Annotated in this window: 14 protein-coding genes; 8 read left to right on the forward strand and 6 right to left on the reverse strand. The window is 64.0% G+C overall.

Going from position 1 to position 15,820, the window contains the following annotated elements; genetic code table 11:
- Positions 1-149: 149 nt before the first annotated feature.
- Positions 150-860: a TetR/AcrR family transcriptional regulator gene (locus RQX22_RS14740; RefSeq protein WP_315727315.1), complete on the reverse strand. Its 711-nt coding sequence runs from the start codon at positions 858-860 to the stop codon at positions 150-152.
- Between the two features lie 240 nt (positions 861-1,100).
- On the opposite strand from RQX22_RS14740, the gene RQX22_RS14745 reads away from it, so the two are divergent.
- Positions 1,101-2,519, forward strand: coding sequence for a pyridoxal phosphate-dependent decarboxylase family protein (locus RQX22_RS14745; protein ID WP_315727316.1), 1,419 nt, complete (start codon positions 1,101-1,103; stop codon positions 2,517-2,519).
- 92 nt (positions 2,520-2,611) lie between these two features.
- Here the strand turns inward: RQX22_RS14745 and RQX22_RS14750 are convergent, their stop codons facing one another.
- Together RQX22_RS14750 and RQX22_RS14755 are read right to left on the reverse strand one after the other, a co-directional pair.
- A complete protein-coding gene (locus RQX22_RS14750) occupies positions 2,612-3,589 on the reverse strand; it encodes an aldo/keto reductase (RefSeq protein ID WP_315727330.1) in 978 nt (325 codons plus the stop codon).
- A gap of 9 nt (positions 3,590-3,598) precedes the next feature.
- Positions 3,599-4,597, reverse strand: coding sequence for an Ldh family oxidoreductase (locus RQX22_RS14755; protein ID WP_315727317.1), 999 nt, complete (start codon positions 4,595-4,597; stop codon positions 3,599-3,601).
- A gap of 267 nt (positions 4,598-4,864) precedes the next feature.
- On the opposite strand from RQX22_RS14755, the gene RQX22_RS14760 reads away from it, so the two are divergent.
- From RQX22_RS14760 to RQX22_RS14790, 7 genes are all read left to right on the forward strand, one after another.
- On the forward strand, positions 4,865-6,124 hold the full coding sequence (locus RQX22_RS14760) for a sarcosine oxidase subunit beta family protein (protein ID WP_315727318.1): 1,260 nt from the start codon (positions 4,865-4,867) through the stop codon (positions 6,122-6,124).
- 17 nt (positions 6,125-6,141) lie between these two features.
- Positions 6,142-6,426: a sarcosine oxidase subunit delta gene (locus RQX22_RS14765; protein ID WP_315727319.1), complete on the forward strand. Its 285-nt coding sequence runs from the start codon at positions 6,142-6,144 to the stop codon at positions 6,424-6,426.
- Between the two features lie 2 nt (positions 6,427-6,428).
- Positions 6,429-9,398: a sarcosine oxidase subunit alpha family protein gene (locus RQX22_RS14770; RefSeq protein ID WP_315727320.1), complete on the forward strand. Its 2,970-nt coding sequence runs from the start codon at positions 6,429-6,431 to the stop codon at positions 9,396-9,398.
- Entirely contained in the window at positions 9,391-9,936 is a 546-nt protein-coding gene (locus RQX22_RS14775) for a sarcosine oxidase subunit gamma (RefSeq protein WP_315727321.1), read from the forward strand. The genes RQX22_RS14770 and RQX22_RS14775 overlap by 8 nt, the downstream gene beginning before the upstream one ends.
- Positions 9,933-10,796: a formyltetrahydrofolate deformylase gene (purU, locus tag RQX22_RS14780; RefSeq protein ID WP_315727322.1), complete on the forward strand. Its 864-nt coding sequence runs from the start codon at positions 9,933-9,935 to the stop codon at positions 10,794-10,796. The genes RQX22_RS14775 and purU overlap by 4 nt, the downstream gene beginning before the upstream one ends.
- Positions 10,797-10,828: 32 nt before the next feature.
- Positions 10,829-11,416, forward strand: a complete 588-nt coding sequence (locus RQX22_RS14785) for a TetR/AcrR family transcriptional regulator (protein ID WP_315727323.1) — start codon at positions 10,829-10,831, stop codon at positions 11,414-11,416.
- Between the two features lie 135 nt (positions 11,417-11,551).
- Positions 11,552-12,724, forward strand: coding sequence for a M20 aminoacylase family protein (locus RQX22_RS14790; RefSeq protein ID WP_315727324.1), 1,173 nt, complete (start codon positions 11,552-11,554; stop codon positions 12,722-12,724).
- 537 nt (positions 12,725-13,261) lie between these two features.
- On the opposite strand, the gene RQX22_RS14795 is transcribed toward RQX22_RS14790, so the two are convergent.
- The 3 genes from RQX22_RS14795 to RQX22_RS14805 form a co-directional block, all read right to left on the reverse strand.
- Positions 13,262-13,789, reverse strand: coding sequence for a shikimate kinase (locus RQX22_RS14795; protein WP_315727325.1), 528 nt, complete (start codon positions 13,787-13,789; stop codon positions 13,262-13,264).
- Between the two features lie 651 nt (positions 13,790-14,440).
- The gene (locus RQX22_RS14800) at positions 14,441-15,241 is read right to left on the reverse strand and encodes a class I SAM-dependent methyltransferase (protein ID WP_315727326.1); all 801 of its coding nucleotides are present in this window, start codon (positions 15,239-15,241) and stop codon (positions 14,441-14,443) included.
- 70 nt (positions 15,242-15,311) lie between these two features.
- Entirely contained in the window at positions 15,312-15,731 is a 420-nt protein-coding gene (locus tag RQX22_RS14805) for an SMI1/KNR4 family protein (protein ID WP_315727331.1), read from the reverse strand.
- Positions 15,732-15,820: the final 89 nt, after the last annotated feature.

Below are 15,820 nucleotides of genomic sequence, written 5' to 3' on the forward strand. Positions count from 1 at the left end.
CCCAAGAGGGCGGAGGCCGATCGCCACGTGAAGCTGACCTGGCAATATGCGGACGCCGTCGAGGCCTTGCGCGAGCGTGTCCTGGTCCAGGCGGAACGGGGCTGGCGGCGTCACGTTTGACGCAGCGCGTTTCAACGGGGCGGATCTTCCTATTTCGCCGCCTTTCGTGTCGCGACCTTGCGGGCCGCTGCGGCACGGCCGGCCGGCTTCGGCTTCGCTGCCGCCCCGGCCTTCGGCTTGGCCTTGGCCTTGGCCTTTGCCGGACTCATCGCTGCCAGCATGTTCAACATTTCCTCGGGCGGCGGCGTGCCCAGCAGGGCCTCGTAATAATAAGGGGCGAGGTTGAGGCGGTCTCCGATGCTCTCGGCAATGCCGAGTGCGTAATAGCCGACCTGGTGGAAATGGATGATGCGGGCGCGGACGAAACTTTCCGGCGGCTTCATGCCGCTCCGTTCGAAATAGGATTGGAACAGGGCGATCCACTGATTGTCGATCTGGTGGACGATCTTCGCCACCTTCCGGGATTTGCGGGCCCACACCCGGATCGCGAGGTCGAACGAAGGGTAGCCGGGATCCTCGCTATACCAGATGCGGAAGACCTCGGAGAGGCCGCTTGCCTCGTCGGCGACGCGGGCGACGATCTGGGCGATCTCGCGGCGGTTATTGACTTCCCAATCCTCGAGCAAGGCGTCGAGCAGGTCCTGGCGGTTCTTGAAATGCCAGTAGAAGCTTCCGCGCGTGACCTTGAGGCGGCGGGCAAGGACATCGACCTTCACATCGTCGATGCCGGAGGCGACCAGGGCCTTGCGCGCGACGGTGACCCAGTCGTCACGCGTCAACCGTCGACCATTTACCCCCATTTTGGCACTCCCTCGATGGCCCGGAACGCGGGCGGATATCCACCGATATAGACCGGCACCCTGCATCGGGAAAAGCAGGCGACGCTCGCTTGTGCCGGCCTTTTCGTTGACCCCCCGGATACAGGACTGTATTGTATACCGATCCCGCCGATTGTCTATCGGGCAGGTTCGGCCGAGCAGGTCCGGGCCGGGAAACGGGATCCTTCATCTTTCAAGCGGGGACGATCATTGGGCAATGCAATGAATTCGGAATCGGCGATCGAAGCCTGTGCGGCAGAGGCGCTGGCGCGCATCTTCGAGGAAAAGAGGCATATGGCCTCCGCGAAGATCCTGGAAATCCTGCCCGAGCAGGACAATGCGCGGCTTCGGGCACTTGCCCGGCCTGGCGCGGCGCGTCCGGTCGAGGAGGTGGTCCGCGAGGCGATCGACACGATCTACAATTACCGGGTGCGGATGGATCATCCGCATTTCTTCGGTTTCATCCCGTCGCCGGCATCTTCTGTGTCGTGGCTCGGCGACCTGCTGACCGCTGGTTTCAATGCCCATGCGGGAAGCTGGATGCAGAGTTCTGGTCCCAGCGCGATCGAAGCGGGCCTGATCGACTGGCTGGCCGAACGGGTCGGCATGCCGTCGTCCGCCGGCGGATTGTTCGTGTCCGGCGGTTCGATGGCCAATCTCACCGGCCTCATCGTCGCCCGCGACCAGAAGCTGAAGCCCCACGAGCGTGGCCGCGGCATCGCTTATGTGTCGGACCAGACCCATAGCTCGGTCGCGAAGGGGCTCGGCATCATCGGCTTCCTGCCCGACCAGGTTCGCAAGGTCGGGAGCGATGGCGGGTTCCGGATCGATATGGATAAGCTGGCGGCGGCGATCCGGGAAGATCGCGCCAATGGCCTGATCCCGTTCGCCGTCATTGCCAGTTGCGGCACCACCAATACCGGCAGTATCGACCCGCTCGATGCCATCGCCGATCTCGCCCGGGCCGAAGGGATATGGATGCATGTCGATGGCGCTTATGGCGCGTCGGTGTCCCTGTCGGGATCGCATCGCGACCTGGTATGCGGGCTGGCGCGGGCCGACAGCCTGTCCTGGGATGCGCATAAATGGCTGTTCCAGACCTATGGCTGCGGCATGGTCCTGGTCCGCGACAACGATCATCTGGTCACATCCTTTTCGACCAGGCCGGAATATCTGCGCGACGCCGTATCGCTCGAGGAAGCACCGAATTTCTGGGACTATGGCCCGGAGCTGACGCGCCCGGCCCGCGCCATGAAATTGTGGCTGACCCTGCAGGTGCTGGGCATTGATGCGATTGGCGCGATGATCGATCATGGCATCGGCCTGGCCGAGACGCTGGAAGGCGCGCTGCGGGCCCGGCCCGATTGGCAGATCGTGTCGCCGGCGAGTCTCGCCATTACCTGCTTCCGCTATTGCCCTTCCGCGCTCGACGATGACCAGGTCGACCGGCTCAATGACGAAATCGCCCGGGCGATGATCGCAAGAAATGTGGCGGCGCCGCTCACCACCCGCATCGACGGGCGGACGGTGCTCCGGGTCTGCGCGATCAGCCCGGAAGCGACGGCGGCGGACATGGCCGACATTGCCGGGAAGCTGACATTGCAGGCGGAAGCCAGCCTAAGGCGGATGCGCGGCGATTGACCGCGAGACGGCAAGGCGCCTTCCGGAAAGGCCGATTCCTGCCGCCTGAACCAGCATCCGGTCGCTTCAGTCTGCCTGAAGCAGGATGAGGCTCAATGCCCGATCACGGCATGCGGGATGTAAGGCGCTTGGAGGCGCTGCATCTCGTCTTCGCTCAGTTCCAGATCGAGCGCGACGATGGCATCGTCCAGGTGAGCAGGTTTGGACGCGCCGATGATCGGCGCCGTCACTTCCGGCTTGGCGAGTATCCAGGCCAAGGCGATCTGCGCGCGCGGAACGCCGCGTTCGGCGGCCACGGCCGCGACCGCTTCCACCACCTTGCGATCGGCGTCGGCCGTCTGCGCGTAGAGAGTCTTGCCAAAGACGTCGGTCCGTGACCGCTCCGTCGCCTCGTCCCAGTCGCGGGTGAGGCGGCCGCGGGCGAGGGGGCTCCAGGGAATGAGCCCGATCCCTTCCGCTTCGCACAGCGGCAGCATCTCCCGTTCCTCCTCGCGATAGAGGAGGTTCAGATAATTCTGCATGGTCGCGAAACGGGTCCAGCCATTGATGTCGGCGACATGCAGCATGGTCGCGAATTGCCATGCATACATGGAAGAGGCGCCGATATAGCGGGCCTTGCCGGCCTTCACCACGTCGTGCAGCGCTTCCAATGTTTCCTCGATCGGCGTGTCCGGATCGAAGCGATGGATCTGGTAGAGATCGACATGATCGGTGCCGAGCCGCATCAGGCTCGCGTCGATTTCCTGCAGGATCGCCTTGCGGCTGAGGCCGGCGCCATTGGGGCCGGGCCGCATGCGGCCATGCACCTTGGTGGCGATCACCACCTCCTCGCGCCGCGCGAAATCCTTCAGCGCGCGTCCGATGATCTCTTCGGAACTGCCGTCGGAATAGACATTGGCGGTGTCGAAGAAATTGATGCCGGCCTCGATGGCCTGTTTCAGCAGCGGCCGGCTCGCTTGCTCGTCCAGCGTCCAGCTATGGTTGCCGCGCTGCGGTTCGCCATAGGTCATGCAGCCGAGGCACAGGCGCGAGACGTCGAGGCCGGTGCTGCCGAGTTTGACATATTCCATCATGCCACCTCAATCGCACAGGGCGCGGATGCGTTCCACCAGGTCGGCATTGATCTGTCGCGGCGCGTCGGACAGGCGGTTCTCGTGCCGGCGCGCGCCCGGCAGGCGGGCGCCTTCGATCGCGTCGAACCGCTCGAAAAAGGCTTCGCAATGCTCGGCCCAGCCGGGTCCGGCCAGCAACTCCGGCGATATGGCCAGCATGAACTCGCCGCCACGCGGCGGCCCGCCATCCTTATTGTCGGTTTCGCCGGCTTCGAAGCTGAACTGCTCCCCGACCGCGCCGGCCGCGAGCAATTCCACCATCAGCGCGATGGCCGAGCCCTTGTGGCCGCCGAAGGGCAGCAGCATGCCGGATGCGATCGCGCCCGGATCGTCGGTCAACCGGCCTTCGGCGTCCAGGCCGGTTCCGATCGGAACCTTGTGCCCGTCGCGCGCCGCGATCTGCACCTCCCCCATCGCCATGGCGGCGGTCGCCATGTCGAAGGCCATTGGCGGCTTGCCGGGCCGCGGCCAGGCGAAGGAGAGGGGGTTGGTGCCGAACAGCGCCTTGTTGCCCCCCGCCGGCGCCATGTAGGGCATGTAGCAGACGCAGGCCATGCCGATCAGGCCCTGTTCGGCGATCATCTCCGTTTCCGGCCACAAGGCGGCGAAGTGGTGGGTGTGGGTCGTCGCCATCACCGCCACGCCCAAGGTCTTGGCCGCCTCCGCCAGTGCCGGCACGCCGCGCTCGATCGCGAGCGGCGTGAAGCCATTGTCGCCATGGACGCTGACGATCGCCGGGGTCTTGAGGCTGACGCGTGGATTGGCCGATCCATTCACCTTGCCGCTGCGAAGCGCCGCGACATAGCCGGGAACGCGAAACAGGCCGTGCGAATGGGATCCGTCGCGCTCGGCGCCGACGACCGTCCGGACCAAAGCGGCCGTATTTTCGGCGTCGCAGCCATTTTGCGAGAAGGCCCGGGTCGCCAGTTCCTCCACTTGCTCCAATGTCAGGCCGACTGTGGTCACGGGCATCTCCTTGTTCATCGGGATTCGGCCGGTCGATGCGCGAAAGTCGGCGAAGAGGCAATTGCGCTCGCCCCGGCGATCATCTGCACATACAGAACAATATTGTATGTTCAGGGTCAATGGACCGCTGCGGCCGCGCCCCGGCGCGCTGCGGCGGAAGGTGCGGCGAAAAAAGTTGAAGAAAGCGATCTGAATCCCGCTTGTCAGTCCTGGACGGAGCCGTTAGACGGAGGCGATACATAAGTGTATTGTCATGGGCGAAGGCATATGGGACGGCTCAATTATTCCGGTTGGCGGGTGTTCCGCGAGGGCCTGCGCGGGCAGAAGGGCTGGGCGCAGGCCTGGCGCAATCCGGAACCGAAATCGCATTATGACGTGGTCGTCATCGGCGGCGGCGGCCACGGCCTCGCCACCGCTTATTATCTCGCCAAGACCCATGGCATCCGCAACGTCGCGGTGATCGAGCGCGGCTGGCTGGGCGGCGGCAATACGGGCCGCAACACCACGGTCATCCGCTCCAATTATTATTATCCGGCGAGCGCCGAGCTCTACGATCTGTCGTTGCGGCTGTATGAAGGCCTGGGCAAGGATCTGAACTATAATGTGATGGTCAGCCAGCGCGGCATGATCAATATCGCGCACAGCCGTCATGACATGGAGGTGGCGGCCCGCGCGGTCGGGGCGATGCGCTTGAACGGCATCGAGACGAAGATGCTGACGCCGGCCGAAATCCAGAAGCGGGCGCCGATCCTGGATTGCTCGCCGTATGCCCGCTTCCCGGTCTGGGGCGGCTATGTGCAGGAACGGGGCGGGACGGCGCGTCACGATGCGATCGCCTGGGGCTATGCGCGCGCCGCCGACGCGCTCGGCGTCGACATCATCCAGCAATGCGAAGTCACCGGTTTCCGCCGTGATGCCGGCGGCCGGGTGACCGGGGTCGAAACCAGCAAGGGCTTCATCGGCGCCGGCAAGGTCGGCATGGCGGTGGCGGGCCATAGCAGCGTCATCGCCGAACTGGCCGGCTTCCGGCTTCCGGTCACCTCCTATGCCTTGCAGGCCTTCGTCAGCGAGCCGGTGAAGCCGGTGCTCGACACGGTGCTGATGTCGATATCGAGCGGCCTCTATGTCAGCCAGTCGGACAAAGGCGGGCTGGTGCTCGGCGGCGGGCTCGATCTGTTTCCCTCTTATGCGCAGCGGGGCAATGTCCAGATCACCCGCGGCGTGCTCGGCGGCATGGCGGACCAGTTTCCGTCCCTCGGGCGCGTCCGCTTCGTCCGGCAATGGGCCGGCATCGTCGACGTCGTCCAGGATTCCAGCCCGATCCTCGGCGAAACGCCGATCCCCGGACTCTATATCAATTGCGGCTGGGGCACTGGCGGGTTCAAGGCGATCCCGGGCGGCGGCACGATGCTGGCCCATCATATCGCCACCGGCCGGCCGCATCGGATCGCCGAGCCGTTCGGCCTGAACCGCTTCAACACTGGCGCCCTGGTCGACGAAGCCGCCGGCGCCGGCATCGCGCACTGAACGGGGGAGACTGAGTCATGATGCTGATCGACTGCCCCTGGTGCGGTCCGCGCGAGCAGCTGGAATTTCGCTGCGGCGGCGAAAGCCACATCCAGCGGCCGGGTCCCGCGGAGGAGATTTCCGACGAGACCTGGGGTAATTATCTGTTCTTCAGGGACAATCCCAAAGGCGTGCATTTCGAACGCTGGCACCATCTCGGCGGTTGCGGCCTGTGGTTCAATGTCGCCCGCGACACGGTGACCCATCGAATATATGCGGTCTATCCTATGGACGCGCCCAAGCCCGCGATCGGGAAGGATTGATCATGTCCGGCACGCAACCCTTCCGCCTGGGCACGGGCGGATCGATCGATCGCTCGCGGCCGATCCGCTTCACCTTCGAAGGCAGGACGCTCACCGGTTTCGCCGGCGACACCCTGGCCTCGGCCTTGCTCGCCAATGGCGTCCGCCTCGCCGGCCGCTCGTTCAAATATCACCGGCCGCGCGGCCTGGTCGGCGCCGGCGTCGAGGAATCCAACGTCCTCGTCCAGCTGGGCGAAGGCGCGCGTTCGACGCCCAACGTCCAGGCGACCCAGATCCCGCTCTATGATGGCCTGGTGGCAAAGCCGGTCAATTGCTGGCCGAGCAGCAATTTCGACATTGGCGGCGTCAACAATCTGCTGTCGCGCTTCTTCTCGGCCGGCTTTTACTACAAGACCTTCATGTGGCCGACCTGGCACCTCTATGAAGGCTTCATCCGCCGCGCCGCCGGTCTCGGTAAGGTTTCGGAACAGGCCGATCCCGATCGCTACGAAAGCCGCTTCGCGCATTGCGACCTGCTGGTCGTCGGCGCCGGCCCGGCCGGCCTGGCCGCGGCGCGCGCCGCCGCGGCGTCCGGTGCGCGGGTGATCCTGGCCGAGCAGGACGAGGCCGTCGGCGGCGCCTTGCTGTGGAACCAGGCGGAGATTGACGGCAAGCCCGGCGCCGACTGGGCGCAGGCGGCCGCGGCCGAGATCGAAGCCGCGCCGGAGGCGAGGATCCTGCTCCGCACCACTGTCACCGGCTATCACGATCATAACAGCATCACGATGGTCGAACGGCTGAACGACGAAGCCGTCTGCGCGGCGGAGCCGGCGGCGGCGCGGGCGCGCGGCTGGGTCGTCCGGGCCAAACAGGTGGTGCTCGCCACCGGCGCGCTCGAACGCCCGCTCGTCTTCGCCGGCAATGACCGGCCGGGCGTGATGCTGGCCGGCGCGGTCCGCCACTATCTCGCCCGTTACGGCGTCATGGCCGGACGGCGCGCGATCGTCGCCACCAACAATGACGATGCCTATCGCACCGCCGTCGCGCTTCACGACGCCGGCGTCGAAGTCGCGGCGGTCGTGGACAGCCGCGGCGCGCCCGGCGGCAGCCTGGCGGCGGATCTCGCCGCCCGCTCCATACCCCATTTCGCCGGCGGCCATATCGAGGAGACCAGGGGCGCCAAGGCGGTGAAGGCGGCCTTCGTTCGCGGCGCCGACGGCCAGGGCCGCTGGATCGACTGCGATCTCGTCGCCATGTCGGGCGGCTATAATCCGACCGTGCATCTGTTCAGCCAGTCCGCCGGCAAGCTGCGCTTCGACGAGGCGCTGGCGGCTTTCGTTCCAGACGTCTCGGTCCAGGCGGAACGCAGCGCGGGCGCCTGCAACGGCGCTTATGCGACCGCCGGCGCGATCGCGCAGGGACATGAGGCCGGCATCGCCGCCGCCAGGGAGGCGGGCTTCACCGCTTCCGTCAAGGCGCCGAAGGCCGGCGTCGAGACTGCCGAAGCCGCGATCGGCCCGGGCTGGCGGGAGACCAGGGCGAAGGGCAAGGCCTTCGTCGATTTCCAGAACGACGTGACCGTCGACGATATCGCCTTGTCGGCGCGCGAGAATTTCGTCTCGATCGAACATCTGAAGCGCTACACCACGCTCGGCATGGCGCCCGATCAGGGCAAGACCTCCAATGTCAGCGCGCTGGCGATCATGGCGGCCTTGACCGGACGGACGATCGAGGAAACCGGCCATACCCGCTATCGCTTCCCCTACACGCCGCAGCCGTTCGGGGTGATGGCGGGGCGCAATCGCGGCGATCTCCACCGGCCGTTCCGGCGCATGCCCTGCCATGCCATCCATCAGGCGCTCGGCGCGACCTTCGAGGAATATGGCGGCTGGCTGCGGCCCGCTTATTATGGCCGGGCCGGAGAGACGCCGCATCAGGCCGAACAGCGCGAAGCGCTGGCGGTGCGCCAGTCGGTCGGCATCTTCGAAGGCTCGCCGCTCGGCAAGATCGAGGTGAAGGGCCCGGATGCGTCGCGCTTCCTCGATCTGTTCTACGCCAACACCATGTCGACCTTGAAGATCGGCAAGGTCCGCTACGGACTGATGCTGAACGAGATGGGCATCGTCATCGACGACGGCGTCGCGGCCCGGCTCGGCGAGGATCATTTTCTGGTCGGCACCACCAGCGGCGGCGCCGACAATATCGCCGCGGCGATGGAAGAATGGCTGCAATGCGAATGGCTGGACCTGCAGGTGACGGTGTCGCCGGTCTCGACCAGCTGGGGGGTCGTGACCTTGTCCGGCCCGCGGGCGCGCGACGTGATGCGCGCGGCCGGCACCGATGTCGATCTCGACGGCGCGGTCTTCCCGCATATGAGCTTCGTCAATGGCCGGGTGGCCGGCATCGACGCGCGCATCTTCCGGGTCAGCTATACCGGCGACACCTCCTATGAAATCAACGTGCCGACGCGCGAGACGGCCGCCCTGTGGCAAAAGCTCACCGAGGCGGGGAAGGGGCTTGGGCTGGGCATGACGCCGATCGGCATCGACGCCTGGATGCTGCTCCGCACCGAAAAAGGCTATCTCCACATCGGCGCGGACAGCGACGGCACCACCAACGCCATCGATCTCGGCTGGGGCCATGTCCTCAAGAAGAAGGTCGACTTCATCGGCAAGAGGAGCCTGCTGCGCGAGGCCGATCAAAGGCCGGATCGGCTCCAGTTCGTCGGCCTGAACATTGCGGATGGCGAGCCCGCGCTGCCGATCGGCGCGCATCTGGTCGTCGACAAGGACGGGCGCGAGATCAGCGAAGGCTATGTCACCTCGTCCGGCTACAGCCCGACCCTGGGCAAGGGGGTGGCGCTCGGCATGGTCCGAGGCGGCCGCGCGCGCAAAGGGGAAAAGGTGCGGATCCGCACCGAACAGGGTCTGAGGGACGCGGTGATCGCCGATCCCGGCCTGTTCGATCTGGCAGGGGAGAGGCTGAATGACTGAGTCCGGCTGGCGGGTCGAGGCGCCGGGCCTCGCCATCGAAACATTGCCGCCGACCCCGATCCACGTCCTGCGTGTCCGCGTCGCCGATCAGGCGGCGGTGCTGGCCGCGCGCACATTGGCCGATTTCCGCAAGATCGGGCCGAACCAGTCCGGCGGCGATGCGCCGCGCCTGGCGTGGATGGCGCCGGGCGAATGGACCGTGACCGGCGCCGAGCCCAAGCCGGCCTGGCTGAAGGCTTTGGCCAAATCGCCCAGCTTCAACGATGCCGATGTCAGCCACGGCCGCGTCCGCTTCGCCATTTCCGGCCCGCGCGCCCGCGATCTGCTCGCCAAGGGCTGTTCGCTCGATTTCCATCCGCGCGCGTTCGGCGCCGGCCGCTGCGCCAAGACCCTGTTCGCGCAGGTGCCGGTGCTGATCGACCAGATCAGCGACGCGCCGCTTTTCCATCTCTACGCCGATATCAGCCACGAGGCGCATCTGTCCGCCTGGCTGGTCGATGCCGCCGTGGAATTCCGCTTCGAAGGCAATCGCGCATGACCACGACGCCGCAATATCTGCTGACGCTGCGCTGTCCCGACCGCAAGGGCATCGTCGCGACGGTGACGACCCTGCTCGCGGACCAGGACCTGCTGATCGTCGAATCCCACCAGTTCGAGGATCATAATAGCGGCATGTTCTTCATGCGCGTCCTGTTCGCGCCGGAAAGCTGCGCGCCGATCGACCTGGACCGGCTGCGCGACCTGTTCCGCCCGATCGCCGAGCGGTTCGACATGGATTGGGCGTTCCGCGACGTGGCGGTGAAGCCGCGCGTGCTGCTCGCCGTCTCCAGATTCGGCCATTGCCTCTACGATCTGCTGCACCGCTGGCGCAGCGGCCATCTGCCGGTGGAGATTGTCGGCGTCGTTTCCAACCATGACGACATGCGCAGCTTCACCGAATGGAACAATTTGCCTTATCATCACCTGCCGATCGCCAAGGGGGAGAAGGCGGCGCAGGAGGCCAGGATCATGGCCTTGGTCGACGAACTGGACGTCGATCTGGTGGTGCTCGCCCGCTACATGCAGATATTGTCGCCGGAGCTTTGCGCCTTCCTCGACAAACGCTGCATCAACATCCACCACAGCTTCCTGCCCAGCTTCAAGGGCGCCAAGCCCTATCACCAGGCCCATGCCCGCGGCGTGAAGGTGATCGGCGCCACCGCCCATTATGTCACCACCGATTTGGACGAAGGCCCGATCATCGAACAGGATACCAAGCGCGTCACCCACAGCCGCTCCGCCGACGAGCTGGTGGCGATCGGCCAGGAAGTGGAATGTGCGGTGCTGGCGCGGGCGGTGCGCTGGCATGTCGAAGGCCGGGTGATGCTGAACGGCGATCGCACGATCGTCTTCGATTGACGGCACGGGACGATGGGGAAGGGCCTGGCGATTTGACGACGGCGACCAGCGCAGCGGCGGAAGCCAATGTCGGCCTGTCCACCGAGGATTGGCTGGACGTCGCCCGCGAAACCTTGATCCGCGAAGGGGTCGAGGCGGTGAAGATCGATCGGCTGGCCAAGGCCTGCGGCGTCACCCGCGGCGGCTTCTACTGGCGCTTCAAGAGCCGGGAGGATCTGCTCGATCAATTGCTGGAGGATTGGCGGCGCACCAATACGGCGCCGATGCTGGACGCGCTGAACGCCGCAGGAACGCCGCAGAAGCGCTTCGAAAATCTGATGGGCCTGTGGCTGGAAGAGCGAAGCTACCGGCCCGATTACGACACCGCCATCCGCAACTGGGCGCTCAAATCGCCGAAGGTCGCGGCGCTGGTGCGCGAAGTGGACGATATCCGGATCGCCGCCCTGCACCGCCTGTTCCTCGATGGCGGCTATGACGATGCCGAGGCCTTCATCCGCGCCCGCGTCACTTATTATCACCAGGTCGGTTATTACGCGATGGGCGTAAAGGAATCGAACCGCCGCCGCGAGGAGCTGCGGCCGCTTTATTATAGCGTCCTTACCGGATTCACGAACGGATAGGATCGGGGACGCGAAGCGATCCTGATCGTCCCAGGCATCGAACTCCTCCCACATGCGCCGTGCCAAATGGCTACTCAACAAGACCGTATCGGGTTAGATTGGACGACTTTCGGCGACAGCAACAGGAGCCACGGCGTGTCACTTCGAACGGAAATCATGCAGGCGGCGGAGGATATGCGGCAGTGGCGCCACCATCTCCATGCCCATCCGGAAATCGCCTATGAGGAAAGGGACACGGCCGATTATGTCGCATCGCTGCTGACGTCCTGGGGGATCGACGTGCATCGCGGCCTCGCCGTGACCGGCGTGGTGGGGACGCTCAAGGCCGGCAATGGCCGCCGCGCGATCGGGCTTCGCGCCGACATGGATGCGCTGCCGCTGCAGGAAATGAACGGATTCGACCATGTGTCGACCGTGCCGGGAAAGATGCATGCCTGCGGTCATGACGGCCATATGACGATGTTGCTGGGCGCGGCGCGGCACCTGGCGCGCACCCGCAATTTCGACGGCACGATCCAGTTCATCTTCCAGCCGGCGGAGGAGAATCTCGCCGGCGCCCGGCGGATGGTGGAGGAGGGGCTGTTCGATCTGTTCCCGGTCGATGCGGTGTTCGGCATGCACAATATGCCGGGGATCGAGGCCGGCAAGATCGTCGTCACCCCGGGGCGGATGATGGCCTCCTCCGACTTTTTCGAGATCGTCGTGACGGGCAAGGGCTCGCATGGCGCCTGGCCGCATCGCGGCGTCGACGTGATCGGCGTGGCCTCGGAAATCGTGCTCGCCTTCAACCATCTGAAAGCCAGGACGATCGATCCGATGGAGCCCGCCGTGATCAGCGTCACCAAGTTCAATGCCGGTTTCGCCACCAACGTCATGCCGGAAACCGCCACCATCGCCGGCTCGACCCGCGCCTTCCGCGAGGAGGTGCAGGATCATATGGAGGAAAGGATGCGGCGGATCGCGGAAGGCATTGCCGCCGCCCATGGCGCCGAAATCCAGTTCACCTATGAACGCCGCTATCCGCCGGTCGTCAACGATGTCGAGGAAAGCGCCTTCGCCGCCGCCGCCGCCGCCCGTGTGGTCGGCGAGGACAATGTGATCCATGACGAACCCCCCGCCATGGGCGCCGAGGATTTCGCCTGGATGCTGAAGGCGAAGAAGGGCTCCTATGTCTGGATCGGCAACGGCACCGGCCCCGAACGCGGCTGCATGCTCCACAACCCCCATTACGACTTCAACGACGACGTCGCCTCGATCGGCGCCGGCTATTGGGTGGAGCTGGCCGAAAGCTGGCTCAAGCCGGAATGAGCACCAATCGAGCCGATATTGCCGCTGAACTAGCCCCTATCCTTTAGGGGAGGGGTTGGGGTGGGGGATGTTTGCATTCTCGGGCTCGATGCACGGTATCCCCAATTTTCACCCGATGCAGACACTCTGAAAGCGACCCGTTGCGGACGCTGGTAAGGTAAGGCATCTTCGAACCATGTTCGACTGCAGAAACAATGGGAAGCCGCCGCTGGGACAGAGGATCGCGCACGCTTGCTTCCACTGTCGCAAGTCGTGGAAGCTCGAACCGGGCAGAACAGCGAGTTGTCCGCAGTGCAGCCGATCCCTCAGCGAGATGGGACGCTCCTTTAAAGCGCCGAAAATTAGCGACCTGAAACAATGGGAAAAGGTGCGGCGACTTTGGGAAAGCGGCTTTCGGTTCAGCAGTCTCGGCCACGCCGATGACGGTGAGAAGTTCCCGGAAAAGCTCAGTGACGTCGACGAATTCGTCAGGCGGAACCCGAGCCACCCATGGCGTGTACGCGCCTGAGCGCTTTTCCCTTCGGTCCGCATTCGACCCTAAGCGAACAAGAGCTTCATTATCTTGTCGGCTGCATCCTCAGGCTGAGTTTGGCCCGTATCGATCGTTAGTGCCGCCGCCGGCATTGCCTTTTCGCACCGTTTGAATTCGTCCTGAAACTGGCGAAGGATCTCGATCGAGCGGAGCTTCCCGAACGCCGCCCGATCCACATTAACCAGCCGACGTTCCTGTTCGCCCACATCGAGCGTCAGCGCGACAAAGACGACACGTCCTCCCGCTGCCTCGATCAATTCGACAACGCGCTCAGGAAAGCTCAGGGCGACCGTGGGCTCCGGCGCGAAGGTGAAGATCAACGATTGGCTGGCGCTTGCGGCCGCCCGAAACATATCCAGCCAGAACTGCTCGCGCAGTCGCGCGAACTCTGGCGTTCCGAACGGAAAGACCGCCGCAACCGCGTCTACGATGAGGTGGTTATGAAAGAGCGAGTAGCCGGTTCGAGCCGCGAGCGCTCGCGCGATGGTCAGCTTTCCCGCCGCGCCGGGACCGTGGATGAAGACGAGTTCCATGACCGTAGATTAAGCCAGGCGATGACCGCTTTCCACCCAAAGCTGCCATCAAGGGTCATCGCGAAAGCAGGTAGGACGACTTCATATCCTCGTATTCGTAGAAGCCCAGCCGACCGGGTATGCACGATACGAACGCGCCATTACCCATGCCGATGATTGCTTCCAGAGCCTCACCTAACGCCATTTCGCGTCCGTCCAAGTCGCTGTTGGCAGCCANTATGCACGATACGAACGCGCCATTACCCATGCCGATGATTGCTTCCAGAGCCTCACCTAACGCCATTTCGCGTCCGTCCAAGTCGCTGTTGGCAGCCAGAATGTAACTGGTGGATGGCGCCCCGCGCTTAAGCAACATGGCCTCTACCGGCCCAGAGAACGCCTTACTGCCGATAAGGTGTTGAGCGAAGCGAGGGTCAAGGCGCACTGAATGGTGTAGCAACTGCCGAACGTCGCCGCGGCGCTTCTCCCCCAGTTCGAGCAGGGATTCAAATCGCCGTTTGGTTGGCTCGGCAAGGAAGTCGAGAAAGCCGCGTTCGTGATCGTTCATGGGCCGATGGTGGCCTAGCCGCGAGCAGCAATCAATGATGTCCGCTTCCCACCGATTGTGGACGGCCAGGCGGACAGCAAGCGCACGCAATAGCCGCCGTCCGATTATGAAACGGCTTTTTTCGCGAGAAACAGACCGGACTCCTTCTGTACTTCCAAGGCCCCACCCTCTGCGGCAAAAGCGGATCGGATTGCTTCTTTGAAGGCCAGAAGTTGCTGGTCGTCTGCTTGGTTGCCCGGCGGGTAGGAGGTCAGGGCAAGGAATATGTCGTCCTGATTGGTCAACCTCAATCGGGCTGGATGAACATGGGATTCGATATTGCCAAACTGATCTTGCAGTCCCGTTCGAGCTTCAGCGAAACCAAATGCAGCCGCCGCCGGGTCGCAGGGCGTCCCCCCGAACGCCGCCGTGAGTTCGTGGAGCCTGCGCATGTTGTCGGCTCCGTTGGTCGTGACCCCGAGAAATCCTCCCGGTTTGAGAACGCGATGCATTTCGGCGATCGCCGCAGCCGGATCGCGAACATGATAGAGCATGTGCATGGCGATCACGCCATCGAAGCTCCCGTCCTCGAAGGGTAGAGAGGCCGCATCAGCTACCTGACCGGCCAAAGCTGCAAACGGCAAGGAAGCGCAGCGCTCCATTGCTTCGTCCACCATTCCGGTCGACAGGTCCGTGAGGGTAAGGCGGATTCCTTCCGGCAGGGCATCGACTGCGCCTTCCCAAAACCAGGCAGGTCCACAACCCACGTCCAGAATTCGGTCTCCATCCCTCATTGGGAGGCGGCTTGCCACCCAGGCAAACCACGGCTGATCCGATATGGTATATTTAGCGGCAAGGCGGGCTCTCGCTGCCAGTTTCTCGCTGGACCCATATTGTTTGGCATCTTCAATGATCAGCGACGTCATATGGCCCTCCTTAACCCAAAGGTCGCTTTCCACCCATTCCCGACGGACTGAAAGCGACCCGTTGCAGACATTAGCCAAGCAGCGATTCTGGGTCTTTCTTCATTCGCTCTATCAGGCTCGTGAAGCTTGTGGCTGCGGGAATACTGTCCGCAAGGCTCATGCCGATGAAGGGAACTATTACTACAGCATAGGGATGACATCTCGTGTCGAAAGCGAATCCTTCGCCGCCGCCGTTCGACCCAAATGCGATTAAGCCAGGAGCGTACTCGCCGACCTGATACTCCGAATTGAATCGTAGAAGGTCGGACGCTCTCCAGAGCACCACGTAGTGCTCCCCTATGAAGCCCTCACCACCATCATGTTCAGACAGAAATGCCTTGTAATCGTCAGGCAGTGGTTTGTGGAAGCCGATCTCCGCGGCGCTCATATCGTCCGGATCCGCTGGCGGGTGCGATTTGAACTCATGCAAGGGATCATCAGGGTCCACCATCACTATCTATTCTGGTTGACGTCCGCTTTCCATCCTGATCCGACGGTCTGGCTTCGACCGATTGTGTTGAAAAAGTCTGCTTTTGTCAT

The organism is Sphingosinicella rhizophila (genome assembly GCF_032378825.1).
Classification (GTDB): Bacteria; Pseudomonadota; Alphaproteobacteria; order Sphingomonadales; family Sphingomonadaceae; genus Allosphingosinicella; species Allosphingosinicella rhizophila.

What these genes read in the sequence shown, in the direction of transcription:
- RQX22_RS14740 (WP_315727315.1), bottom strand. Translation starts at nt 860, where the DNA reads ATGGGGGTAAATGGTCGACGGTTGACGCGTGACGACTGGGTCACCGTC.
- RQX22_RS14745 (WP_315727316.1), top strand. Translation starts at nt 1,101, where the DNA reads ATGAATTCGGAATCGGCGATCGAAGCCTGTGCGGCAGAGGCGCTGGCG.
- RQX22_RS14750 (WP_315727330.1), bottom strand. Translation starts at nt 3,589, where the DNA reads ATGGAATATGTCAAACTCGGCAGCACCGGCCTCGACGTCTCGCGCCTG.
- RQX22_RS14760 (WP_315727318.1), top strand. Translation starts at nt 4,865, where the DNA reads ATGGGACGGCTCAATTATTCCGGTTGGCGGGTGTTCCGCGAGGGCCTG.
- RQX22_RS14765 (WP_315727319.1), top strand. Translation starts at nt 6,142, where the DNA reads ATGATGCTGATCGACTGCCCCTGGTGCGGTCCGCGCGAGCAGCTGGAA.
- RQX22_RS14770 (WP_315727320.1), top strand. Translation starts at nt 6,429, where the DNA reads ATGTCCGGCACGCAACCCTTCCGCCTGGGCACGGGCGGATCGATCGAT.
- RQX22_RS14775 (WP_315727321.1), top strand. Translation starts at nt 9,391, where the DNA reads ATGACTGAGTCCGGCTGGCGGGTCGAGGCGCCGGGCCTCGCCATCGAA.
- purU (WP_315727322.1), top strand. Translation starts at nt 9,933, where the DNA reads ATGACCACGACGCCGCAATATCTGCTGACGCTGCGCTGTCCCGACCGC.
- RQX22_RS14795 (WP_315727325.1), bottom strand. Translation starts at nt 13,789, where the DNA reads ATGGAACTCGTCTTCATCCACGGTCCCGGCGCGGCGGGAAAGCTGACC.
- RQX22_RS14800 (WP_315727326.1), bottom strand. Translation starts at nt 15,241, where the DNA reads ATGACGTCGCTGATCATTGAAGATGCCAAACAATATGGGTCCAGCGAG.
- RQX22_RS14805 (WP_315727331.1), bottom strand. Translation starts at nt 15,731, where the DNA reads ATGGTGGACCCTGATGATCCCTTGCATGAGTTCAAATCGCACCCGCCA.